Genomic DNA, 21,722 nt, shown 5'->3' with positions numbered 1-21,722 from the left:
TGGCCGTCGGGCGGGCGTGGTGACGGCATGGCCTGCCGCCCGGCGCACGCCGGCTCGGGGCCCGGGCGGCCCTCGGTCACTCGCCCGGAGCGTTCAACACCGGGAAGCGGCGCGGCGCCACACACAGCAGGGCCAGGAAAGCGAGTGCGGCCGCGAAGGACGCGCCCAGGTAGACGGCGTGCACCGCGGACGCGATCGCCCGCCGCGTCGCCTCCGGAGCGGGGCCCGTGTCGAGGCCCCTCGCGATCGAGTCCAGGTCGCCCGCCCCGCCCAGGTGTGCGGACAGGACGCCGTTGGCCACCGCACCGAACAGGGCCGCACCCAGGGTCTGGCCGGTCTGGCGGCAGAAGAGGACGGAGGCCGTCGTCGTACCGCGCTCGGCCCAGCCCACCGTCGACTGGACACCGACGATGAGCGGCAGCTGGAACAGGCCGAGCGCGCCGCCCAGCACCAGCATCAAGAGGGTCGGCTGCCATGCCGCGCCCGGATACGGCAGGAACGGGAACGCCAGCAGGATCAGCGCCCCCGTGCCGATGCCGAGCAGCGCCGTGTCGCGGAAGCCGATGCGCCGGTACACGTGCTGGCTGAGCGCGGCCGACACCGGCCAGCTCAACGTCCATACGGACAACACGAACCCGGCGGCGACCGGGCCGAGACCGAGAACCGCCTGGGCGTACGTCGGAAGGAAGACCGACGGGGCCACCATCAGCAGTCCCAGCGCGCCCAGGGCCAGGTTGACCGCGGCGATTGTACGGCGCCGCCAGACCCAGCCCGGGATGACCGGCTCCGCCGCCCGGCGCTCGACCGCCACCACCACCGCGACCAGCGCGAGTCCCGCGGCGAAGAAGGCCAGCGAGGGTGCCGACAGCCAGGGCCAGGCCACCCCGCCCTGCACCAGCGCGGTCAGCAGGACGCCCCCGCAGGCGAAGATCGCGAGCGCGCCCGCCCAGTCGATACGGGGACGGGGACCCCGCTCCCGGTGCGGCTCGTGCAGATGACGCACGATCAGCCACAGCGCGACGGCCCCGATCGGCAGGTTGACCAGGAAGATCCACCGCCAGTCCGCGTAGGCGGCGAGCACCCCGCCGACCGCCGGACCCGCGATCGCCGACACCGCCCACACCGTGGACAGTTTCGACTGGATCTTCGGCCGCTCCTTCAGCGGGTAGAGGTCGGCGGCGAGTGTCTGCACCGTGCCCTGGAGCGCGCCGCCGCCCAGGCCCTGCACGATGCGGAACGCGATCAGCGCCCCCATGTTCCAGGCGAGCGCGCACAGCAGCGAGCCGAGCAGGAACACGGCCGCCCCCGCGACGAGGACCGGCTTGCGGCCGAAGGTGTCGGAGAGCTTGCCGTACACGGGCAGGGTCACCGTGACGGCCAGCAGATAGCCGGAGAAGAGCCAGGAGAAGACGGAGAAGCCGCCGAGGTCGCCGACGATCTGCGGCACGGCGGTCGACACGACCGTGGAGTCCAGTGCGGCCAGCGCCATGGCGAGCATCAGTGCGGCGACGACAGCGCCGCGGGTCTTGGATCCGGTGTGCTGTACCGCTTGGCGCGTCGCATGTCTGGTGTCGCCCACCGGATGTCCTCCCGTTGCATTTGTCCGCTGCACGCAAGTTTCCCATCGGACGCGGCGCGGCGGGAGGGCGACCCTGATCCGAGGGAGGGAGCGGCTCCGACCCCGGGACCGTCGGACGAGCCGGTCGGCACGCGGCGTGCGGCTTGACCCTCACGCGACGGCAGGGTGGAACCTGGCTGCGCCGGGAGCCGACCCTGAGAAGGGGTCCACCCTCCGGTGGACTGCCCCTAGGGGTTGTTTCGTACCAGGGGTCGGGGAGGGTTCGTCCGGACGGAGGACGAGAGCGGACCGGGCCGTCCTTAACCTGGCTTTACGACGCTGGGGAGCGGCCGGGACGCACGGGGGTCGTGCCGGCCGCACCGCACGGGGTGGGGTTTTCCCCAGCGGAATACGGGGCCCGGCACCAGCGCCCCGGGACCCCTTCGGGCACCAGACTTACCGACGCAGCCAAGCACTTACCGACGTGAAGCGGGACCACTGCGCCCGCCGGCCAACCGACATAGGAGATTTGACATGACATCGGCCGTGACCATTCCCAGGCACGGGGGCACTGGAGGGCGTACGGCCGTTGCCGCGCGAGCGCGGCAGGTCGTCAAGGCGTACGGGTCCGGCGAGACCCGTGTCGTCGCCCTCGACCACGTCGACGTGGACATCGCCCGCGGCCAGTTCACCGCGATCATGGGCCCGTCGGGGTCCGGCAAGTCCACGCTGATGCACTGCCTCGCCGGCCTGGACACCGTGACGAGCGGTCAGATCTTCCTCGACGAGACGGAGATCACCCGCCTGAAGGACAAGAAGCTCACGCAGCTGCGCCGGGACCGGATCGGGTTCATCTTCCAGGCGTTCAACCTGCTGCCGACACTGAACGCGATCGAGAACATCACGCTGCCCATGGACATCGCGGGCCGCAAGCCGGACCGCGCGTGGCTGGACCGGGTGGTGGAGACCGTGGGCCTGGCCGGACGGCTCAAGCACCGGCCCACCCAGCTCTCCGGCGGCCAGCAGCAGCGCGTCGCCGTGGCCCGCGCCCTGGCCGCCCGCCCGGAGATCATCTTCGGTGACGAGCCGACCGGAAACCTCGACTCGCGGGCCGGCGCCGAGATCCTGGGCTTCCTGCGCCGCTCCGTCGACGACCTCGGCCAGACCATCGTGATCGTCACCCACGACCCGGTCGCCGCCTCGTACGCCGATCGCGTGCTGTACCTGGCCGACGGCCGGATCGTCGACGAGATGCTCAAGCCGACCGCGGACGCGGTCCTCGACCGCATGAAGGACTTCGACGCCCGGGGGCGCACGTCATGACCGTCCTGAAGACCTCGATGCGCAACTTCTTCGCGCACAAGGGACGGATGGCCTTGTCGGCCGTCGCGGTCCTGCTGTCGGTGGCGTTCGTGTGCGGCACACTCGTCTTCACCGACACGATGAACACGACGTTCGACAAGCTCTTCGCGGCCACCACCTCGGATGTGTCGGTCAGCGGGAAGGGCGCCTCGGACAGCGGGGAGACCACCTCCGGGAACGGCAGACCGCCCACGATGCCGGCCTCCGTGCTCGCCGAGGTGCGCAAGGTGCAGGGCGTGAAGTCGGCCGAGGGGACGGTGTTCTCCACCTCGGTGACCGTCGTCGACGCCGCCAAGGACAACCTGTCCCCCAAGAGCGGCGCGCCCACCATCGTGGGCAGCTGGAACAGCAACGACGCCCGCACCATGAAGATCACCTCCGGTGCGGCGCCCAAGGGCTCGTCCCAGGTCATGGTCGACGCCGACACCGCCGACAAGCACCATCTGAAGATCGGTGACGAGATCGGTGTGATCAGCGCGGTCGGCACGCACACCGCGAAGATCTCCGGGATCGCCACCTTCACCGTCACCAACCCCGGTGCCGCGATCTTCTACCTGGACACCAGGACCGCCCAGCAGACGCTCGTGGGCAAGACCGGCGTGTACACGAACGTCAACGTCACCGCGGACAAGGGCGTCAGCGACGAACAGCTGAAGAAGAACGTGGCGGCCGCCGTCGGCGGCGCCTACAAGGTGCAGACCGCCAAGGAGACCGCGGACGCCAACCAGAAGGACGTCGAGGGCTTCCTGAACGTGATGAAGTACGCGATGCTCGGCTTCGCCGGGATCGCCTTCCTCGTCGGCATCTTCCTGATCATCAACACCTTCTCCATGCTGGTCGCCCAGCGGACACGGGAGATCGGGCTGCTGCGCGCCATCGGCTCCTCCCGCAAGCAGGTCAACCGCTCGGTGCTGGCCGAGGCGACGCTCCTCGGTGTGTTCGGCTCCGTGCTCGGCGTCGGCGCGGGCGTCGGCATCGCGGTCGGGCTGATGAAGCTCATGGGCGCGATGGGCATGCATCTGTCCACCGACGACCTCACCGTCGCCTGGACGACCCCGGTGGTCGGGCTCGCCCTCGGTGTGATCGTCACGGTCCTGTCCGCCTACCTGCCCGCCCGGCGCGCCGGCAAGGTCTCCCCGATGGCCGCCCTGCGCGACGTGGGCGCCCCGGCCGACGCGAAGGCCGGCCTCGTACGCGCCCTGGTCGGCCTGCTCTTCACCGGCGCCGGCGCCTACTGCCTCTACCTGGCCGCGGCCGCGGACAAGGCGACGGACGGCTCGCTGTGGCTCGGCCTCGGCGTGGTCCTCACCCTGCTCGGCTTCGTCGCCATCGGCCCGCTGCTCGCCGGCGGTGTGGTCCGGGCGCTCGGCGCGGTCGTCCTGCGGATCTTCGGCCCGGTCGGGCGGATGGCCGAGCGCAACGCGCTGCGCAACCCGCGCCGTACCGGTGCGACGGGCGCCGCCCTGATGATCGGCCTCGCGCTGGTGGCATGCCTGTCGGTGGTCGGCTCCTCGATGGTGGCCTCCGCGACCGAGCAACTGGACAAGACCGTCGGCACGGACTTCATCGTGCAGAACGACGGCGGCCAGCTGATCACTCCGCAGGCGGTCAAGGCGGTGAAGTTGACGCCCGGTCTCGAGCGGGTCACCGAGTACAAGGTGCTGGACGCCGCGCTGACCACGCCCGACGGAAGCACGTCCAAGAACGAGACGGTCAACGCCGCCGACCCGACGTACGCGCAGGACCTGCGCACCAAGACGGTCGCGGGGAACCTGGCGGACGCCTACCGGCCGGACTCGATGTCCGTCTTCGAGGGTTTCGCCAAGAAGCACGACATCAAGATCGGGTCCACGGTGAAGGCCGACTTCAAGGACGGCAGGACCGCCAGCCTGACGGTCCGCGCGATCACCAGCGACGACGTGGTGATCGACAAGGGTGCGATGTACGCCTCCATCGCGACCGTCGCGAAGTACGTGCCGGCCGACACGATGCCGCTGGACGTCCTGGTCTTCGCCACGGCCAAGGACGGCCAGGAGACGGCCGCCTACAAGTCGCTGAAGTCGGCACTGCACGACTATCCGCAGTACACGGTCCGGGACCAGACCGACTACAAGCAGGCACTGAAGGACCAGATCGGCCAGCTGCTGAACATGATCTACGGTCTGCTGGCGCTGGCGATCATCGTCGCGATCCTCGGTGTCGTGAACACCCTGGCCCTGTCGGTGGTGGAGCGCACCCGCGAGATCGGACTGATGCGGGCGATCGGTCTCTCACGCCGCCAGCTGCGCAGGATGATCCGCCTGGAGTCCGTCGTGATCGCCCTCTTCGGCGCACTGCTCGGCCTCGGCCTGGGCATGGGCTGGGGTGCCACGGCCCAGAAGCTCCTGGCCCTGGAGGGTCTGAAGGTGCTCGAGATCCCGTGGGGCACCATCATCGCGGTCTTCATCGGCTCGGCGTTCGTGGGCCTGTTCGCGGCGCTGATCCCGGCCTTCAGGGCGGGCCGGATGAACGTACTGAACGCGATCGCGACCGAGTAGCCACCCGGCGGGGAGTACGGGGGACGAGGCCGGGCCCGGTGGGAATGCCACCGGGCCCGGCCTCGTCCGCGTCGAACCGGCGGCCGGGGTGGGGGATTATGGACGAGTCCGGCGCCGTACGCCCTCGCGCCCGGTTGTCCACAGCCACGCCGCCGACGATCCGGGCGTCGTACGCTGGACACTCCCGGCCCCCCGAAAACTGCGAGGCCGGGTGTTCGTGTTGCCCACCCGGGACGGGATTGCCCTTCATGAGCCTGCACGGTCTGCTCGACGCCGTCGTCAAGGACGCCGCACTCGCGGAAGCGGTGAAGGCCGCCTCCGACGGCAACCGGATGCACGTCGACCTGGTCGGCCCTCCGGCGGCCCGTCCCTTCGCCGTGGCCGCGCTGGCCCGGGACGCGGGCAGGCCGGTACTGGCCGTGACCGCGACGGGGCGTGAGGCCGAGGACCTCGCCGCCGCCCTGCGCTCCCTGCTGCCGCCCGACGGCGTCGTGGAGTACCCGTCGTGGGAGACCCTCCCGCACGAGCGGCTCAGCCCCCGCAGCGACACCGTCGGCCGCCGTCTCGCCGTCCTCAGACGCCTCGCACACCCGAGACCGGACGACCCGGAGACCGGCCCGGTCTCCGTCGTCGTCGCCCCCGTGCGCTCCGTGCTCCAGCCCCAGGTCAAGGGCCTCGGCGACCTCGAGCCGGTCGCCCTGCGCACCGGTCAGCAGGCCGACCTGGAAGACGCCGTGGACGCCCTGGCGGCAGCCGCGTACTCCCGGGTCGAGCTGGTGGAGAAGCGCGGCGAGTTCGCCGTGCGCGGCGGCATCCTGGACGTCTTCCCGCCCACTGAGGAACACCCCCTGCGCATCGAGTTCTGGGGCGACGACGTCGAGGAGATCCGCTACTTCAAGGTAGCCGACCAGCGCTCCCTGGAGGTCGCCGAGCACGGCCTGTGGGCGCCCCCGTGCCGTGAGCTGCTGCTCACCGACGACGTACGCCGGCGGGCCGCCGCCCTCGCCGAGGCACACCCCGAGCTGGGCGAGCTGCTCGGCAAGATCGCCGAGGGCATCGCGGTCGAGGGCATGGAGTCGCTGGCCCCCGTGCTCGTCGACGACATGGAGCTGCTCCTCGACGTCCTGCCCGTGGGGGCCATGGCCGTCGTGTGCGACCCGGAGCGGGTGCGGACACGGGCCGCGGACCTGGTGGCGACCAGCCAGGAGTTCCTTCAGGCGTCCTGGGCTGCCACGGCCGGCGGGGGCGAAGCGCCGATCGACGTCGGCGCGGCCTCCCTGTGGTCCATCGCGGACGTCCGGGAGCGGGCCCGCGAGCTGGGCATGCTGTGGTGGTCGGTGTCGCCGTTCGCGGCCGGCGACGCACTGGACTCCCTGGACGGGGACACCCTCAAGCTCGGCATGCACGCCCCGGAGACCTACCGCGGTGACACCGCGAAGGCGCTCGCCGACACCAAGGGCTGGCTCGCCGACGGCTGGCGCACCGTGTTCGTGACGGAGGGCCACGGACCGGCCTCCCGCACCGTCGAGGTGCTGGGCGGTGAGGGCGTCGCGGCACGCCTGGACATCGACCTCGGACAGATCTCCCCGTCGGTCGTGCACGTCGCGTGCGGCTCGATCGACTACGGCTTCGTGGACCCGGCACTCAAGCTCGCCGTGCTCACCGAGACCGACCTCTCCGGCCAGAAAGCGGCCGGCCGCGACGGCGCCCGGATGCCGGCCCGCCGCCGCAAGACGATCGACCCGCTGACCCTGGAAGCGGGCGACTACATCGTCCACGAGCAGCACGGCGTGGGCCGCTACATCGAGATGGTGCAGCGGACCGTACAGGGCGCCACCCGCGAGTACCTGGTGGTCGAGTACGCCCCGGCCAAGCGCGGCCAGCCCGGTGACCGCCTCTACATCCCGACCGACCAGCTGGAGCAGATCACCAAGTACGTCGGCGGCGAGGCCCCGACCCTGCACCGCCTGGGCGGCGCCGACTGGACGAAGACGAAGGCGCGTGCGAAGAAGGCGGTCAAGGAGATCGCCGCCGACCTGATCAAGCTGTACAGCGCGCGCATGGCGGCGCCCGGCCACGCCTTCGGCCCCGACACACCGTGGCAGCGCGAGCTGGAGGACGCGTTCCCGTACGCGGAGACCCCGGACCAGCTGACCACGATCGCCGAGGTCAAGGAGGACATGGAGAAGTCGGTCCCGATGGACCGGCTGATCTGCGGCGACGTGGGCTACGGCAAGACGGAGATCGCGGTCCGCGCCGCGTTCAAGGCGGTGCAGGACGGCAAGCAGGTCGCCGTCCTCGTACCCACCACGCTGCTGGTGCAGCAGCACTTCGGCACGTTCTCCGAGCGCTACTCCCAGTTCCCGGTGAACGTGCGGGCGCTGTCCCGCTTCCAGACGGACACGGAGGCGAAAGCGGTCCTCGAGGGCCTCAAGGACGGCGCGGTGGACCTCGTCATCGGCACCCACCGGCTGTTCTCCTCGGAGACCAAGTTCAAGGACCTGGGCCTGGTCATCGTCGACGAGGAGCAGCGCTTCGGCGTCGAGCACAAGGAGCAGCTGAAGAAGCTGCGCGCCAACGTCGACGTGCTGACCATGTCCGCGACTCCGATCCCCAGGACCCTGGAGATGGCGGTGACGGGCATCCGCGAGATGTCCACGATCACCACCCCGCCGGAGGAGCGCCACCCGGTGCTCACCTTCGTCGGGCCGTACGAGGAGAAGCAGATCGGCGCCGCCATCCGCCGCGAACTGCTGCGCGAGGGCCAGGTCTTCTACATCCACAACCGGGTGGAATCGATCGACCGGGCCGCAGCCCGCCTGCGCGAGATCGTCCCGGAGGCGCGCATCGCCACCGCCCACGGCCAGATGTCGGAGCAGACGCTGGAACAGGTGGTCGTCGACTTCTGGGAGAAGAAGTACGACGTCCTCGTCTCCACGACGATCGTGGAATCGGGCATCGACATCTCGAACGCGAACACGCTGATCGTGGAGCGCGGCGACAACTTCGGCCTCTCCCAGCTGCACCAGCTGCGCGGCCGCGTCGGCCGGAGCCGCGAACGCGGCTACGCCTACTTCCTGTACCCGCCGGAGAAGCCGCTCACGGAGACGGCCCACGAACGCCTGGCGACCATCGCCCAGCACACGGAGATGGGCGCGGGCATGTACGTGGCGATGAAGGACCTGGAGATTCGCGGCGCGGGCAACCTGCTCGGCGGCGAACAGTCGGGTCACATCGCGGGCGTCGGCTTCGACCTGTACGTACGGATGGTCGGCGAGGCGGTCGCCGACTACCGCGCCTCGCTCGAGGGCGGCGTGGAGGAGGAGCCCCCGCTCGAGGTCAAGATCGAGCTGCCCGTCGACGCTCACGTCCCGCACGACTACGCGCCCGGTGAGCGGCTGCGTCTGCAGGCCTACCGCGCGATCGCCTCCGCGAACTCGGAGGAGGACATCAGGTCCGTCCGCGAGGAACTCGCCGACCGCTACGGCAAGCTGCCGGAGCCCGTCGAGAACCTCCTCCTCGTGGCGGGCCTGCGCATGCTCGCCCGCGCGTGCGGCGTCGGCGAGACCGTCCTGCAGGGCAACAACATCCGCTTCGCCCCGGTGGAGCTGAGGGAATCCCAGGAGCTGCGGCTCAAGCGGCTCTACCCGGGCACCGTCATCAAGCCGGCGCTCCACCAGGTCCTGGTGCCCCGCCCCAAGACCGCGAAGGTGGGCGGCAAGCCACTGGTCGGACGGGAACTGCTGGGCTGGGTCGGAGAGTTCCTGACGACGATCCTGGGGTCGTAGGTACCGCACTGTTCGGGTCGAAACGGGAGGGGCCGCCGCCGAGGGCACCCTGCCTTGCCGCCGCACGCGCCCGGTGTGCATCCGCCGGCCGTCGGGCAGTGGTATGTCCATGACCTCCCGGCGGCTACCGTGTGATCAGGGCAGCCGCGTGCGGGGGCCGGTTCGGATGATGAGTGGTAAGGGCAAGGGGAGGGCGGCGCGCCATGCGTTCCGACAGGTATGTGAGGCACATCGGCGGAGCCCGGCGCATCCTTGTGGCGTCCACCGCTCTGCTCGGCACCGGGCTGCTGCTCACCGGCTGCAACGGCACCGACTTCCCCGTCGAGGGCGCCCCTTCGGGCTCCGGTGTCCCGGCGGCGAACGGTCGCGCGGTGAGCCCCTTGGACAACCCCGACGGCACGAAACCAGGGCTGGCGGCGATCACCTCGTCGGCGGACCAGGCGAAGGCGCGAGCGCTGATCCAGAAGGTGGCCACGAAGGGACGCGGCCCCAAGACGGGCTATGAGCGGGACAAGTTCGGCTATGCCTGGATGGACTCGGCCCCCGGCGGCATCCCCTTCGCCCACAACGGCTGCGACTCGAGGAACGACCTGCTGAAGCGTGACGGGGAGCAGGTCCACTTCAGGGCGGGCTCCAACTGCGTCGTCACCTCCATGACGCTGCACGATCCGTACACCGGCAAGACGATCGAGTGGACCAAGTCCCGTGCCACGAAGGTGCAGATAGACCACGTGATGCCGCTCTCCTACGACTGGCAGATGGGCGCCTCGCGCTGGACGAAGGACAAGCGCGAGGACATCGCCAACGACCCGCTCAACCTGATCCCGGTGGACGGCCCCACCAACGGTGCCAAGAGCGACTCAGGCCCGGCCGGCTGGCTGCCCCCGAACAAGCAGATCCGCTGCTCCTATTCGGTGCGCTTCGCCCAGGTGTCGCTGAAGTACGACCTTCCCGTGACGGCGGCCGACAAGCAGATGATGCTCAGTCTCTGCGGCGGCTGAGGCAACGGCAACGCGGTCGCCGCGCGCGAGACTCAGACGGTGACAAGCACCGTGCCCGGACGGCTGTCCCGGGTGTGCGCCGGCGGCCGTACCGCCATGGATGCCAACAGGAGCCAAGGGCTGCGGCTTGTACGACTGGACGGCTGTGTAGCCCTGCCCGCCGTCAAGTGAACGCATGGACGCAGGAGCGTCTCGCCCCAGTCATACCCCCGCCGTCCACCGGACGATCAAGACCCCGGGTCAAGAACTCCACTTGTCTGCAAAGGAGTTCACAAGTCGCAAACGGGCGCACGCGGCCAACCCGGGCAGGTTTGTCGAGGACTGGTCAAGACCAATGCAAGATCACTTCTCTTACCTGTCCATGTCATATTCACAACCGGCAAGATCAGCGCGCTTTCTGTGTCGTTCCTGACTGACTGTTGGAGTCGCAGCTGTGCGCGTTCGGTTGTTCCGCCGCGTCCGTCCCGCTCGCGGGGCCCACCGAGGGCGCCGTGGCGTCGCGGTGCTCCTTCTGGCCGCACTCGCCCTGATGCTGACGACCCAGCAGGCCATGGCGGACGGCGTCGAGTTGGGGTCGGTGGACCTCTCGCTGCCGAGGCTCTCCTCCGTCATCTCCTGGCTGAAAGACCCGCATTGGGGCAGGCTGCCCGGTCAGCAGTCGGGCACCGCCGCGGGCAAGCGGCACCAGGTCTCCGCCAAGGCCACCCAGGCGCACCGCGGCGCGGGCCGCAAGCCGGGCAAGGCCAAGGGTGAGCTCGCCACCTACCACCCGCACCAGGCGGCCGTGAAGCCCGGCAAGAGCCAGGGCGGCAGAGGCTTCAACGCGAAGACCAGCAAGCGCGACGCGGTCAAGTCCTCGCGCACCGACACGGTGTACGACAACGCCGACGGCTCCATCACCCGGAGCATCTCTCCCACGCCCATCAACTACCAGGTCAGCAAGGGCAAATGGGCGCCGATCGATGTGGACGTGAGAGCGGGACCCGACCGCCGCTGGCACGAGAAGGCCAACTCCCTCGCCGTCGACTTCGCGCCCAAGGCCGACGACTCGAAGCTCGTCTCCTTCGGCATCGACGACCAGCACTCACTCGCCTACGAGTTGCAGGGTGCCCAGTCGGTCACCGGCACCGCCGACGGCTCCCGCGTCAGCTACGACGGCGTCCTCGCCGACACCGATCTCCAGGTCGCCCCCACCGCCACCGGTGTGAAGGAAGCGATCGTCCTGCACTCCGCGGTCGCCGCGAACTCCTGGACCTTCCCGCTCCAGCTCAAGGGCCTTACCCCCGTACAGAACAAGAACGGCGCCATCGTCCTGCGCGATGTGTCCGGAAAGACCGTCGAGCGCATCCCCCCGTTCTACGCCTACGACTCCAAGGTCGACCAGCGCTCCGGCGACCCGGCCACCACTCATGACGTCACCACCTCTCTCGTCCACGACAAGAGGGGCTACGCGCTGAAGGTGACCCTCGACTCCGACTGGCTGAACGACGCGCACCGCGTCTTCCCGGTCACCGTCGACCCCAGCGTCACCGACGGCTGGACCACGACCTACGCCGAGTCGGGCGCCGCCGGCGACCACTCCTACGAGCAGACCGTCAAGGTCGGCTCCTACGACTCGGGCACCCACTCGGCGAACAGCTTCGTCAACCACTGGGACACCGCCTGGGACGGCAGCGGCAACACCGTCACCGCCGCGACCCTGCGGCTGTTCGACACCTGGGCCGCCACCTGCACCCCCGAGCGTTTCGACGTGGCCCTGGTGACGAAGTCCTGGACGCCCGAGGGCGTCACCAGCTACCCGGGCCCCACCTACGGCTCGTCGATCGGCAACCTGACCCCGAGCGTGCCCACGGCCTGCGCCAACACGGCCGCCGACCGCACCGTCGGCGACTGGGTCGACGTCCCGCTGTCCACCACCGCCATCCAGGGCTGGTTCAACGGCACCACCGCCGACTACGGCCTCGCCGTGTACGCGTCCACCACGGACGCCCTGCACTGGAAGCAGTTCGGCTCCTTCAACGATCCCGCGGGCGGCCCGAGGATCATCGTCACCTACACCGGCAACACCGCCCCCCAGCTGTACGAGCAGTTCCCCGCCGACAACGCCGTCGTGGGCACCACCACGCCGGAGCTGACCGCGTGGGCGGGCGGCGCCAACTCCAGTGGCGGCACGAGCAACCAGTACCGCTTCAAGGTCTACGACGCGAACAACACGCTGGTCGTCGACTCGGGCCTGGTAGCCACCGGTGACTGGACCGTCCCGGCGGGGAAGCTGACCTGGGGCAAGAACTACGTCTGGCAGGTCCAGGCGTACGACGCGGCCACCAATCTGTACTCACCCGCGGATCCGTACGAGCTGTCCGTGCAGGTGCCGCAACCGGTGATCACCTCCGGGCTGTCGCAGAACAGCAGCGACCACGGCTTCGACGCGTCCATCGGGAACTACACCACCTCCGACACCGACGCCTCCATCTCCACCGTCGGCCCGTCCCTGGACGTCGAACGCGACTACAACTCGCGCGACCCGCGCTGGACGGGCGCCTTCGGCGCCGGCTGGTCGAGCATCCTCGACTCCCGCGCCACCGAGCAGTACAGCGCGTCCGGCGCGGTGACCAGCGTCAACGTCAGCTATCCCGACGGTTCCCAGGTCGGCTACGGCAAGAACAGCGACGGCACCTTCGCTCCGGGCACCGGCCGGTGGGCTTCCTTCACCACGATCACCGGCGGCTACCAGCTGACCGACAAGGACGACACGGTCTACGCCTTCACCCAGTCCCTGGGTTCCGGCGCCTATGGCCTGACCTCCGTGACCGACGCCAACGGCCGGGCGATCACCCTCGCCTGGACCAGCGGCCACGTCACGAAGATGTCGTCCGCCGTCTCCGGCCGTTCCCTGAACGTCGCCTGGTCCACGCCGAGCGGCGCCCAGGCCGCGCACGTCGCCACCGTCACCACCGACCTGGTCGACTCCCACGACCCGTCCTCCGCGCTGACCTGGAACTACGGCTACACCGGCGACCAGCTGACGACGGTGTGCGCGCCGCTGTCCACGACCAAGTGCACGACCTACGGGTACACGACGGCCTCCCAGTACCAGAACGCCTCCCTCGACCTCGATCCCGGCGCCGTGTGGCCGCTGACGGAGAGCTCGGGCACCACCGCGAAGGACACCGTCCTCGCCAACCAGGGCACCAAGAACGCCACGTACGAGAACGTGACGCTCGGTGCGCCCGGCCCGCTCACCGGTTCCTCGTCCACGGCCGCCTCCTTCAACGGCACGTCCTCCGACATCGCCCTGCCGAAGAACACCGGCAACGACACCGACGCCGGGGCGCTGTCCCTGTGGTTCAAGACGTCGGCCGGACCGGGCGTGCTGTACTCCTACGCCTCCCAGCCGATCTCCTCCGGGCAGGCGGCGGGCTTCTACACGCCGTCCATCTACGTCGGCACCGACGGCAAGCTGAACGCCGAGTTCTGGTACAGCGGCGGCATCAACCCGATCGTGTCCTCGGCGTCCGTGGCCGACGGCAAGTGGCACCACGTGGTGCTGTCCGCGGCGGGCAACTCGCAGACGCTGTACCTCGACAAGACCAAGGTCGGCTCCCGCACCGGCACCGTCTCCATCCAGAGCGCCGTCGCCTTCGGCAAGAACCAGTCGTTCGACTACCTCGGCACCGGCTTCCTCGGCGGCAACTGGCCCGACGAGCCGCACCAGAACGCGAGCGACAAGACGGGCTACGCCACCTACTTCAACGGCTCCGTCGCCGGCGTCGCCTGGTACGGCCGCCCGCTGGTCGCCGCCGACGTCAACTCCCTCTACCAGTACGGCACCCACGCGGCGAGCCTGCTCACGTCCATCAAGCGGCCGTCGGGCAAGACGTTCGCGGGCATGACGTACGACCCGGCCACCACCACCCTCACCCAGCTGACCGACGAGAACGGCGGGACCTGGAAGCTGGCCGCGCCCACCGTCGGCGGCTCCAGCCAGACCTACCGCGGTGCGGTCCTCGGCGCCGCTCCGGCCGGCTACTACCGGCTCGGTGAAGCGGTCGGCGCGACCACGGCCGTCAACGAGGTCCGCGGCGGCAACGGTACGTACAACGCGGTGACCCTCGGTGCCGCCGGCCCGTTCAGCGACCGGAAGGCCGCGACCTTCGACGGCAGCACCTCGTACGTCGAGGTGCCGACCTCGGTGCTGCACGGCACCGACGACCGCAGCCTCGAACTCTGGTTCAAGACCGCCAACCAGGGCGTCATCGTCGGCGACCAGTCGGTGCCGATCGCCGGTGCGACCACGGCCTCCGGCAGCTGGACCCCACTGCTGTACGTCGGGACCGACAACAAGCTGCACGGTCACTTCTACTCGGGCAGCGGATCCGGTTCGACGGCGTTCGGCTCCACCGGCACGGTCACCGACAACGCCTGGCACCATGTGGCGCTCACCGTCTCCGGCTCCACCCAGACCATGTACCTGGACGGGGTCCAGCAGGCCAGCTACTCCGGTGCCCCCAACGACCAGTCGAACAGCCACCTCTACCTGGGCGCCGGATTCGCCAAGAGCTGGATCAACTCGCCCGCCGAGGTCAGCCACTTCAAGGGCTCCATAGCCGAAGCGGCCTTCTACCACTCGGCGCTCACCGCGCAGGACGTCGCCGCGCACGTGCAGGCGGCGAAGAACTCCACCGGTCTGCTTCCGGTCGAGACGGTCAAGGTGACCTCGCCGGGCAACGCGACGCTCACCTACACCTACGACGTCAGCAACGGCAACCGGGCGCTGACCGAGACCGACGGCCTCGGCAACAAGACGAGCTTCGGCTACGACACCTCCGGCTTCGAGCACACGGTCACCGACCCCAACGGCGCGATGACCATCACCGGCCATGACGTCCGCGGCAACGTGGTCTCCTCCACGTCCTGCCAGGACCAGACCGCGAACAAGTGCAACACCGAGTACTACACGTACTACCCGGACGACACCACGGCCCAGCTGACCACCGCGGACCCGCGCAACGACCAGTTGGTCACCGAGCGCGACGGCCGTTCGGCGTCCGCGACGGACAACACGTACCTGACGTCGTACACGTACGACTCGGCGGGCAACCAGACCGTCATCACCGGCCCGGCCGTGCCCGGCTTCCCCAACGGCCGCTCCACCTCGACCGTCTACAGCGACGGCACCAGCGCCTACCCCTCCGCCGACGGCGGGGTCGTGCCCAAGGGCCTGCCGGTGAGGACGGTCAGCCCCGGCGGAGCCGTCAACCAGGTGTCGTACTTCCAGAACGGCGACGTCGCCTCCACCACCGACGCCCTGGGCCTGGTCACCTCGTACACCTATGACGGCGTCGGCCAGGTGCTCAGCCAGAAGGCGGTCTCCGACACCTACCCGGACGGCCTGACCACCACCTACGAGTACGACAAGAACGGCCAGGTCACCGCCGAGCACGACCCGCAGCTCACCGACCGCGTCAACGGCTCCACCCACGCCGCGGTCTTCTCCACCGTCTACGACGACGACGGGGACGTCACCTCGCAGACCGTCTCCGACGCGAGCGGGGGCGACGCCCCGCGCACCGAGACGCAGACCTACGACGCCTACGACCACGTCCTGACCGAGTCCGACGCCGACGTCGCGGCGGGCACGAGCTACGGCAACACGACGACGTACACGTACGACACCTCCGGCAACAAGACCAAGGAGGTGACGAGCGCCGGCAACGAGACGGACTACACGTACGACGACAACGGCGACCTGCTCACCCAGAGCCTGATGTACACGGGCGACCCGGTCAGCCCGCAGGCGCCCACCCAGCTGATCGAGTCCTCGCGCGCCTACGACCCGGCGGGGCGACTCGCCTCGATCACGGACGCGATGGGCAACACCACGTCGTACACCTACACCGACGACGGCCTGACCGCGACGGTGAAGAAGACGAGCGCCGACGGCACCAGCACCTATGTCCTGGAGTCGGACAGCTACGACGCGGCGGGCAACCTGCTCACGTCCACCACCGACAACGGTGAGACGGTCACCCAGTACACGGTCGACGCATCCTCGCGGACCACCTCCACCACCGTCGACCCGACCGGTGTGGACCGGGTCACCACGGTCTCGTACACGCCGGACGACCAGGTCGCCTCGGAGACCGACCACGACGCCACGGGCTTCGACCGCACCACCACCAGCACGTACGACGACATGGGCAACCTGCTCAGCGAGACGCTCTACGGCGACTCCTCCGGGCACCCCGCGGGCTGGTGGAAGCTCGACCAGACCTCCGGCCGCAGCATCACCGACGCCTCCGGCACCGGCAACACCGCCACCGCGGGCCCCGGCGTGACCTGGTCGGACGGCGCGGCCAAGTTCAGCGGCGACACCGCCGGCAAGGGCGACATCGTCGCCACCAACGGTCCGGTCCTGGACACCAGCGCCTCCTACACGGCGTCCGCGTGGGTCAACCTGAGCGACACCTCCACCTACCGCACCTTCGTCGCGCAGGGCGGTACCGCGCGGGCCTCCTTCTACCTGCAGTACTCCAAGGCCGACAACGCCTACCGCTTCCACATAGCCAGCAACGACGCCGCCTCGCCGACCGCGTTCTACGACGCCAAGGCCACGGCCGCGCCCGCGCTGAACACCTGGACGCACCTGGTCGGCACCTTCGACGCCACCACCGGCGCGATGAAGCTGTACGTCAACGGCACGCTCGCGGGTACGGCCACCGACCCGACGCCGTGGACCGGCGCCGGCCCGCTGACCGTCGGCGGCGTCAAGACCACGGACGGCTCGATCTACGACGCGGTGGCCGGCTCGGTCACCGACGCGCAGGTCTACCAGCGGGCCCTGTCCGCCTCCGAGGTCTCCTCGCTGTACGGCAAGGGCCGCGCCGGTGGCACGGTCGGCAGCTCCGACCAGCAGACGACCAAGTACACGTACGACAAGCGGGGCCTGCCCACGTCCATGACGGACGCCGAGCAGCACACCACGGACTACGAGTACGACGAGGCGGGCAACCTCGCGGTCACCACCGCGCCCGCCGTGCAGTCCGAGCCGGACGGCATCGCCGCGAACGCGGTCACCGTCCGCCCGATCACCGTGAGCGGCTTCAACACCTTCGGCGATGCCGTCGCGGAGAGGGACCCGAACCGACTGGTCACCGACTCGGCCTACGACGCCGTCGGCAACAAGGTGAGCGAGACGCTCCCGTCGTACACGCCGGCCGGCGCCTCCGCGCCCAACGCGGGCACGACCGTGTGGACGTACGACAGCGAGGGCAACCAGACGTCGGTGACGACGCCGGGCGGCAAGACCACGTCGTACCTGTACGACCAGACGGGCGACCTGGCCCAGATCACGGCGCCCGACGGCACCAAGATGCACGCCACCTTCGACGCGAACGGCGAGCAGCGCACGTCGACCGACCCCACGGGCGCGCAGGCCCAGGCCACCTACGACTTCATGGGCCGCCAGGTCACCTCCACCACGATGGAGCGGTACCCGTCGACGCGGACGCTGACGACGACGTACTCGTACGGCGTCACCCCCGGCAACCCGTACGGCGCGCACCTCGCCTCGGAGCAGACGCCCGGCGGGGTGACCACCTCGTACGCCTACAACCGGGCCGGTGACGTCGCCTCGGTCACCGACGGCTCGGGCAACACCACCCGCTACTCGTACGACTTCGAGGGCAACGCCACCAAGACGACGCTGGCGGACGGCACCTACACGGTGACGGACTACAACGTCAGCGACGACCCGACGGCCACCCGCAGCTACGACGCGAACGGCACGCAGGTGTCCAGCACGTCGCAGCAGTACGACGGCGTGGGCAACCTGGTGGCGGCGACCGACGCCAACCAGCACACCACGCGCTGGACGTACGACGCGGCGGGCACCATCACCCAGCAGGTGGAGCCGGTCGACGCGACAACCTCGATCACGACGTCGTTCGGCTACGACGAGGCCGGCAACCGCACCCGCTTCACCGACGGCCGGGGCAACTCCTGGCGCTACTCCTACACCCCCTGGGGCCAGCAGGAGAAGGTGATCGAGCCGACGACGGCCCAGTACACATCGGCCGCGGACTCGACGACCACGTTCGCCTACGACGCGGACGGCCAGGCCACGAACGTCACGATGCCCGGCGGCACGACGACGTCGATGACGTACGACGACAACGGCCAGCTGAAGACGATGTTGGGTACGGGCGCGGACGCCGCGACGGCGAAGCGCACGTTCGACTACGACTCGGACGGCCGGGTGACGTCGGCGGACACGGACGCGGCGGGCACCGCCGACGCGGCGGACTACCAGACGGCGACACACGACGGGTTCACCTACGACGACCGCGGCGACCTGCTGACGGCGTCGGGTTCGGCGGGTTCCTCGGGCTTCACGTACAACGACGACAGCTCGATGCTGTCGCGCACGGACGCGGCGGGCACGACGAACTACGGCTACGACACGGCCGGCCGGCTGTCCTCCCTGGACGACGCGGCGACGGGTACGCACCTGACGTACACGTACGACCAGCTGAACGAGCCGAAGACGGTCAAGTACGGCTCGACGGGCCAGACCCGCACCTTCACGTACAACAGCTCGCACGAGCTGACGAACGACGTCCTGGTGCAGGGCGCCTCGACGCTGGCGAGCTTCACGTACGGCTACGACGACAACGGCAACCTCACGTCCAAGACGACGACGGGTGTGACGGGCGCGTCGGCGAACACGTACACGTACGACTGGTCGGACCGTCTGACCTCGTGGAACGACGGCTCGAAGACGACGGACTACCAGTACGACGCGTCGGGCAACCGGATCCGGGTCGGCTCGGACGTCTACACCTACGACGAGCGCGACGAGTTGACGTCGGACGGCACGCACTCGTACTCCTACTCGGCGCACGGCTCGATGACGCAGGAGTCGTCCACGGCGGGCGGCACGGTCGCGTACAAGACGGACGCGTTCGGCAGCCAGATCGTGGCGGGCGAGCAGTCGTACACGCTGGACGCGCTGGGCCGGAACATCACCGACACCGACACGGGTGCGCAGTCCACGCGGACGTTCACGTACTCGGGCGCGGACAACACGATCGCCTCGGACGAGGACGCGACGTACACGTACGACCCGGGGGGCGGCCTGGTCGGCATCAAGCAGACCGGCAGTGCCGGGGTGCTGGCGCTGACGGACCAGCACAACGACGTGGTCGGCGAGTTCACCTCGGGCGGTACGTCCCTGGCCGGCTCGGCGACGTACGACCCGCTCGGCAAGGTGACGACGACGCAGACGCTGGTCGGTCACCTCGGCTTCCAGTCCGGCTGGACGGAACCCGGAACCGGCAACGTGGGCACGGCGTCACGCTGGTACGACCCGAACACGGGCGAGTTCCTGAACAAGGACAGCGTCTCGCTGGGCGCGACACCCGACTCGGTGGCGGCGAACCCGTTCGCCTACGTCGACGACAACCCGCTCGCGGGGACCGACGAGTCGGGCAACTGCTCCTGGTACGACGTGGTGTGCGGGGCGAAGAAGGTCGCGCACAAGGCGTCGCACGTGGTGCGGCATGTGGCGCACAAGGTGTACCACGCGGTCAAGCACGTGGCCCGCAAGGTGGTGCACGCGGTCAAGCACGCGGCGCACAAGGTCGCGCACCGGGTGCGGGACGTGTACCACGCGACGGTGCGGGCGACGCGACGCGTGTACTACTACGCGGCGAGACACGTAAGACGCGCCTATCACGCCGTGGTCCATGCGGTGCATACGGCCTATCACAAGGTGTCGCACGCGGTGCACCGAGTGGTGCACGCGGCGAAGAAGATCGCCCACAAGGTCGCGCACACGGTGAAGAAGGCGGCCCACGCGGTCGCGCATGCGGCGAGAACGGCGTACCACGCGACGGTCAAGGCGGCGAAGTCAGCGGCGACTTACGCCAAGCACCACGCCGCGGCGATCACCTCCTTCGTGGTCTCGACGGCGGTGTTCGCGGGCTGTGAAGCGGCGACGTGGGGTGTCGGCACGATCGGCTGCGCGGCGATGGCGGGTGCGGCCGGCTCGCTGGTCGAGCAGGGCTTCAAGTGCGCGGAGAACGGCGGTGGCGACTGCAGCGTGGGCGCGTTCGCGGGCTCGGCGGTCGAAGGCGCGGTCGCCGGTGCCGTGGGCGGCGCGCTGGGCAGCCTGGGCGGCAAGATCCTCGCGAAGGTCGCGCCCAAGGCGATGAAGGTCGTGGGCGGTCTGTTCGGCAAGGGGGCGACGGACGCGGAGGAAGTGGCGGCCAAGGACGCCACCGACGAGGCGGCGTCGCAGGCGGAGGCCGAGGGGGCGGGGTCTCGTAGCCAGTCACATTCCGAGTCGGGATCGAGCTGCCGGATTCCCGGAGCGCCGCACAGCTTCACTGGTGCGACTCGGGTGCTGATGGCCGACGGTTCGACGAGAGCGATCGACCAGGTGCGGGTGGGCGACACGATCGCCGACTCCGTGCCAGGAGTTGCGGGTACGGAGGCGCACAAGGTCACCGCGGTGATCGTGACGCACACCGACCACGACTTCGTGGACCTGACGATCAAGGCGACGGCAGAGTCGGGCACGAAGCAGGCGGCGAAGGACGGCGCGAAGGCCGGCATCAAGGCCGGGGCGAAGTCCCTGGCCAAGAAGGCGGCCCGCAAGGCGGCGTTCGGCCTGGCGGCTTCGGCGGCGGTGCTGGGCGCACTGGCGGCGAGCCACGGCCACGGCGGCCAGGAGCCGGCTTCGGCGCCGGTGGCGGCGGTCAGCTCGGTGGTGTCGGTGCAGGACACCAAGGCCGACGCGGGTGAGAAGGACGCTCAGGGCGCACACCTGACGACGACCTTCCACCACCCGTTCTACGACAGGACCCAGTCGGCGTTCGTCGAGGCGAAGGACCTCAAGTCCGGCGACGTCCTCCAGACCCCGACCGGCACGGCCGAGGTCACAGGCGTCCGCCTGTACCACGCGAACACCACGACGTACGACCTCACCATTGGCACCCTCCACACGTACTATGTGGAGGCCGGGGATACGCCGATCCTGGTCCACAACTGCAACACGGAAAGTGTGGCAGCGGACCTCGATAAGATGGCGTATAACGGCAAGACCGTGGGTCAGGCCGTGCGAGTCGATCCTGACGGCAGTGTTACCAAGTTGGGACAGCCACTTATCAGCGGGCGGAGTCCTCTTGCTGAGGAGGTCAACAGCGCCCTTGAGGAAGCTGGCGTCAAGATGCCTTCCAACGGAAGATTTCCAGCCGCAGAGCATCCGGATACTCAATTTGCTTACCTGCTGGGGAAGAGTAAGAGCGGAGTAACTTCAGCAGACATTGTGATCAACAAGGTCGGTGGGGCATGTGAGGGTGACTACTCGTGCTCGGTAGCAATACCGAAACTCTTGCCCAAGGGCTCGACATTGAGGGTACATTCCCCGCTCAAGGGGGGCGGCATGCACGTGCAGGAATTCGTCGGCGAGTGA

At 69.5% G+C, this 21,722-nt stretch carries 7 protein-coding genes; 6 read left to right on the top strand and 1 reads right to left on the bottom strand.

The genetic code is table 11. The features are described from left to right. Positions 1-76: 76 nt before the first annotated feature. The gene (locus ABZ904_RS26930; RefSeq protein ID WP_360997906.1) at positions 77-1,579 is read right to left on the bottom strand and encodes an MFS transporter; all 1,503 of its coding nucleotides are present in this window, start codon (positions 1,577-1,579) and stop codon (positions 77-79) included. Between the two features lie 513 nt (positions 1,580-2,092). Here ABZ904_RS26930 and ABZ904_RS26925 point away from each other — a divergent pair. The 6 genes from ABZ904_RS26925 to ABZ904_RS26900 all read left to right on the top strand — a co-directional run bounded on the left by ABZ904_RS26925 (position 2,093) and on the right by ABZ904_RS26900 (position 21,722). Continuing rightward, complete coding sequence (locus tag ABZ904_RS26925; RefSeq protein ID WP_359400337.1) at positions 2,093-2,881, top strand: ABC transporter ATP-binding protein; 789 nt, start codon at positions 2,093-2,095, stop codon at positions 2,879-2,881. Continuing rightward, complete coding sequence (locus ABZ904_RS26920; RefSeq protein ID WP_360997903.1) at positions 2,878-5,457, top strand: FtsX-like permease family protein; 2,580 nt, start codon at positions 2,878-2,880, stop codon at positions 5,455-5,457. Before ABZ904_RS26925 ends, ABZ904_RS26920 begins: the two co-directional genes overlap by 4 nt. Positions 5,458-5,705: 248 nt before the next feature. Then, positions 5,706-9,245, top strand: coding sequence for a transcription-repair coupling factor (gene mfd / locus ABZ904_RS26915; RefSeq protein WP_360997901.1), 3,540 nt, complete (start codon positions 5,706-5,708; stop codon positions 9,243-9,245). 203 nt (positions 9,246-9,448) lie between these two features. Then, the gene (locus ABZ904_RS26910) at positions 9,449-10,246 is read left to right on the top strand and encodes an HNH endonuclease family protein (RefSeq protein ID WP_361825933.1); all 798 of its coding nucleotides are present in this window, start codon (positions 9,449-9,451) and stop codon (positions 10,244-10,246) included. Positions 10,247-10,285: 39 nt separating this feature from the next. Continuing rightward, positions 10,286-10,417 (top strand): hypothetical protein, encoded by a 132-nt coding sequence (locus ABZ904_RS26905; protein ID WP_360997899.1) that lies wholly within the window; start codon positions 10,286-10,288, stop codon positions 10,415-10,417. 358 nt (positions 10,418-10,775) lie between these two features. Continuing rightward, a complete protein-coding gene (locus ABZ904_RS26900) occupies positions 10,776-21,722 on the top strand; it encodes a LamG-like jellyroll fold domain-containing protein (protein WP_361825931.1) in 10,947 nt (3,648 codons plus the stop codon).

Source organism: Streptomyces sp. NPDC046900 (genome assembly GCF_040644975.1).
GTDB lineage: Bacteria > Actinomycetota > Actinomycetes > Streptomycetales > Streptomycetaceae > Streptomyces.
This window is presented reverse-complemented; position numbering and strand designations above follow the sequence as displayed.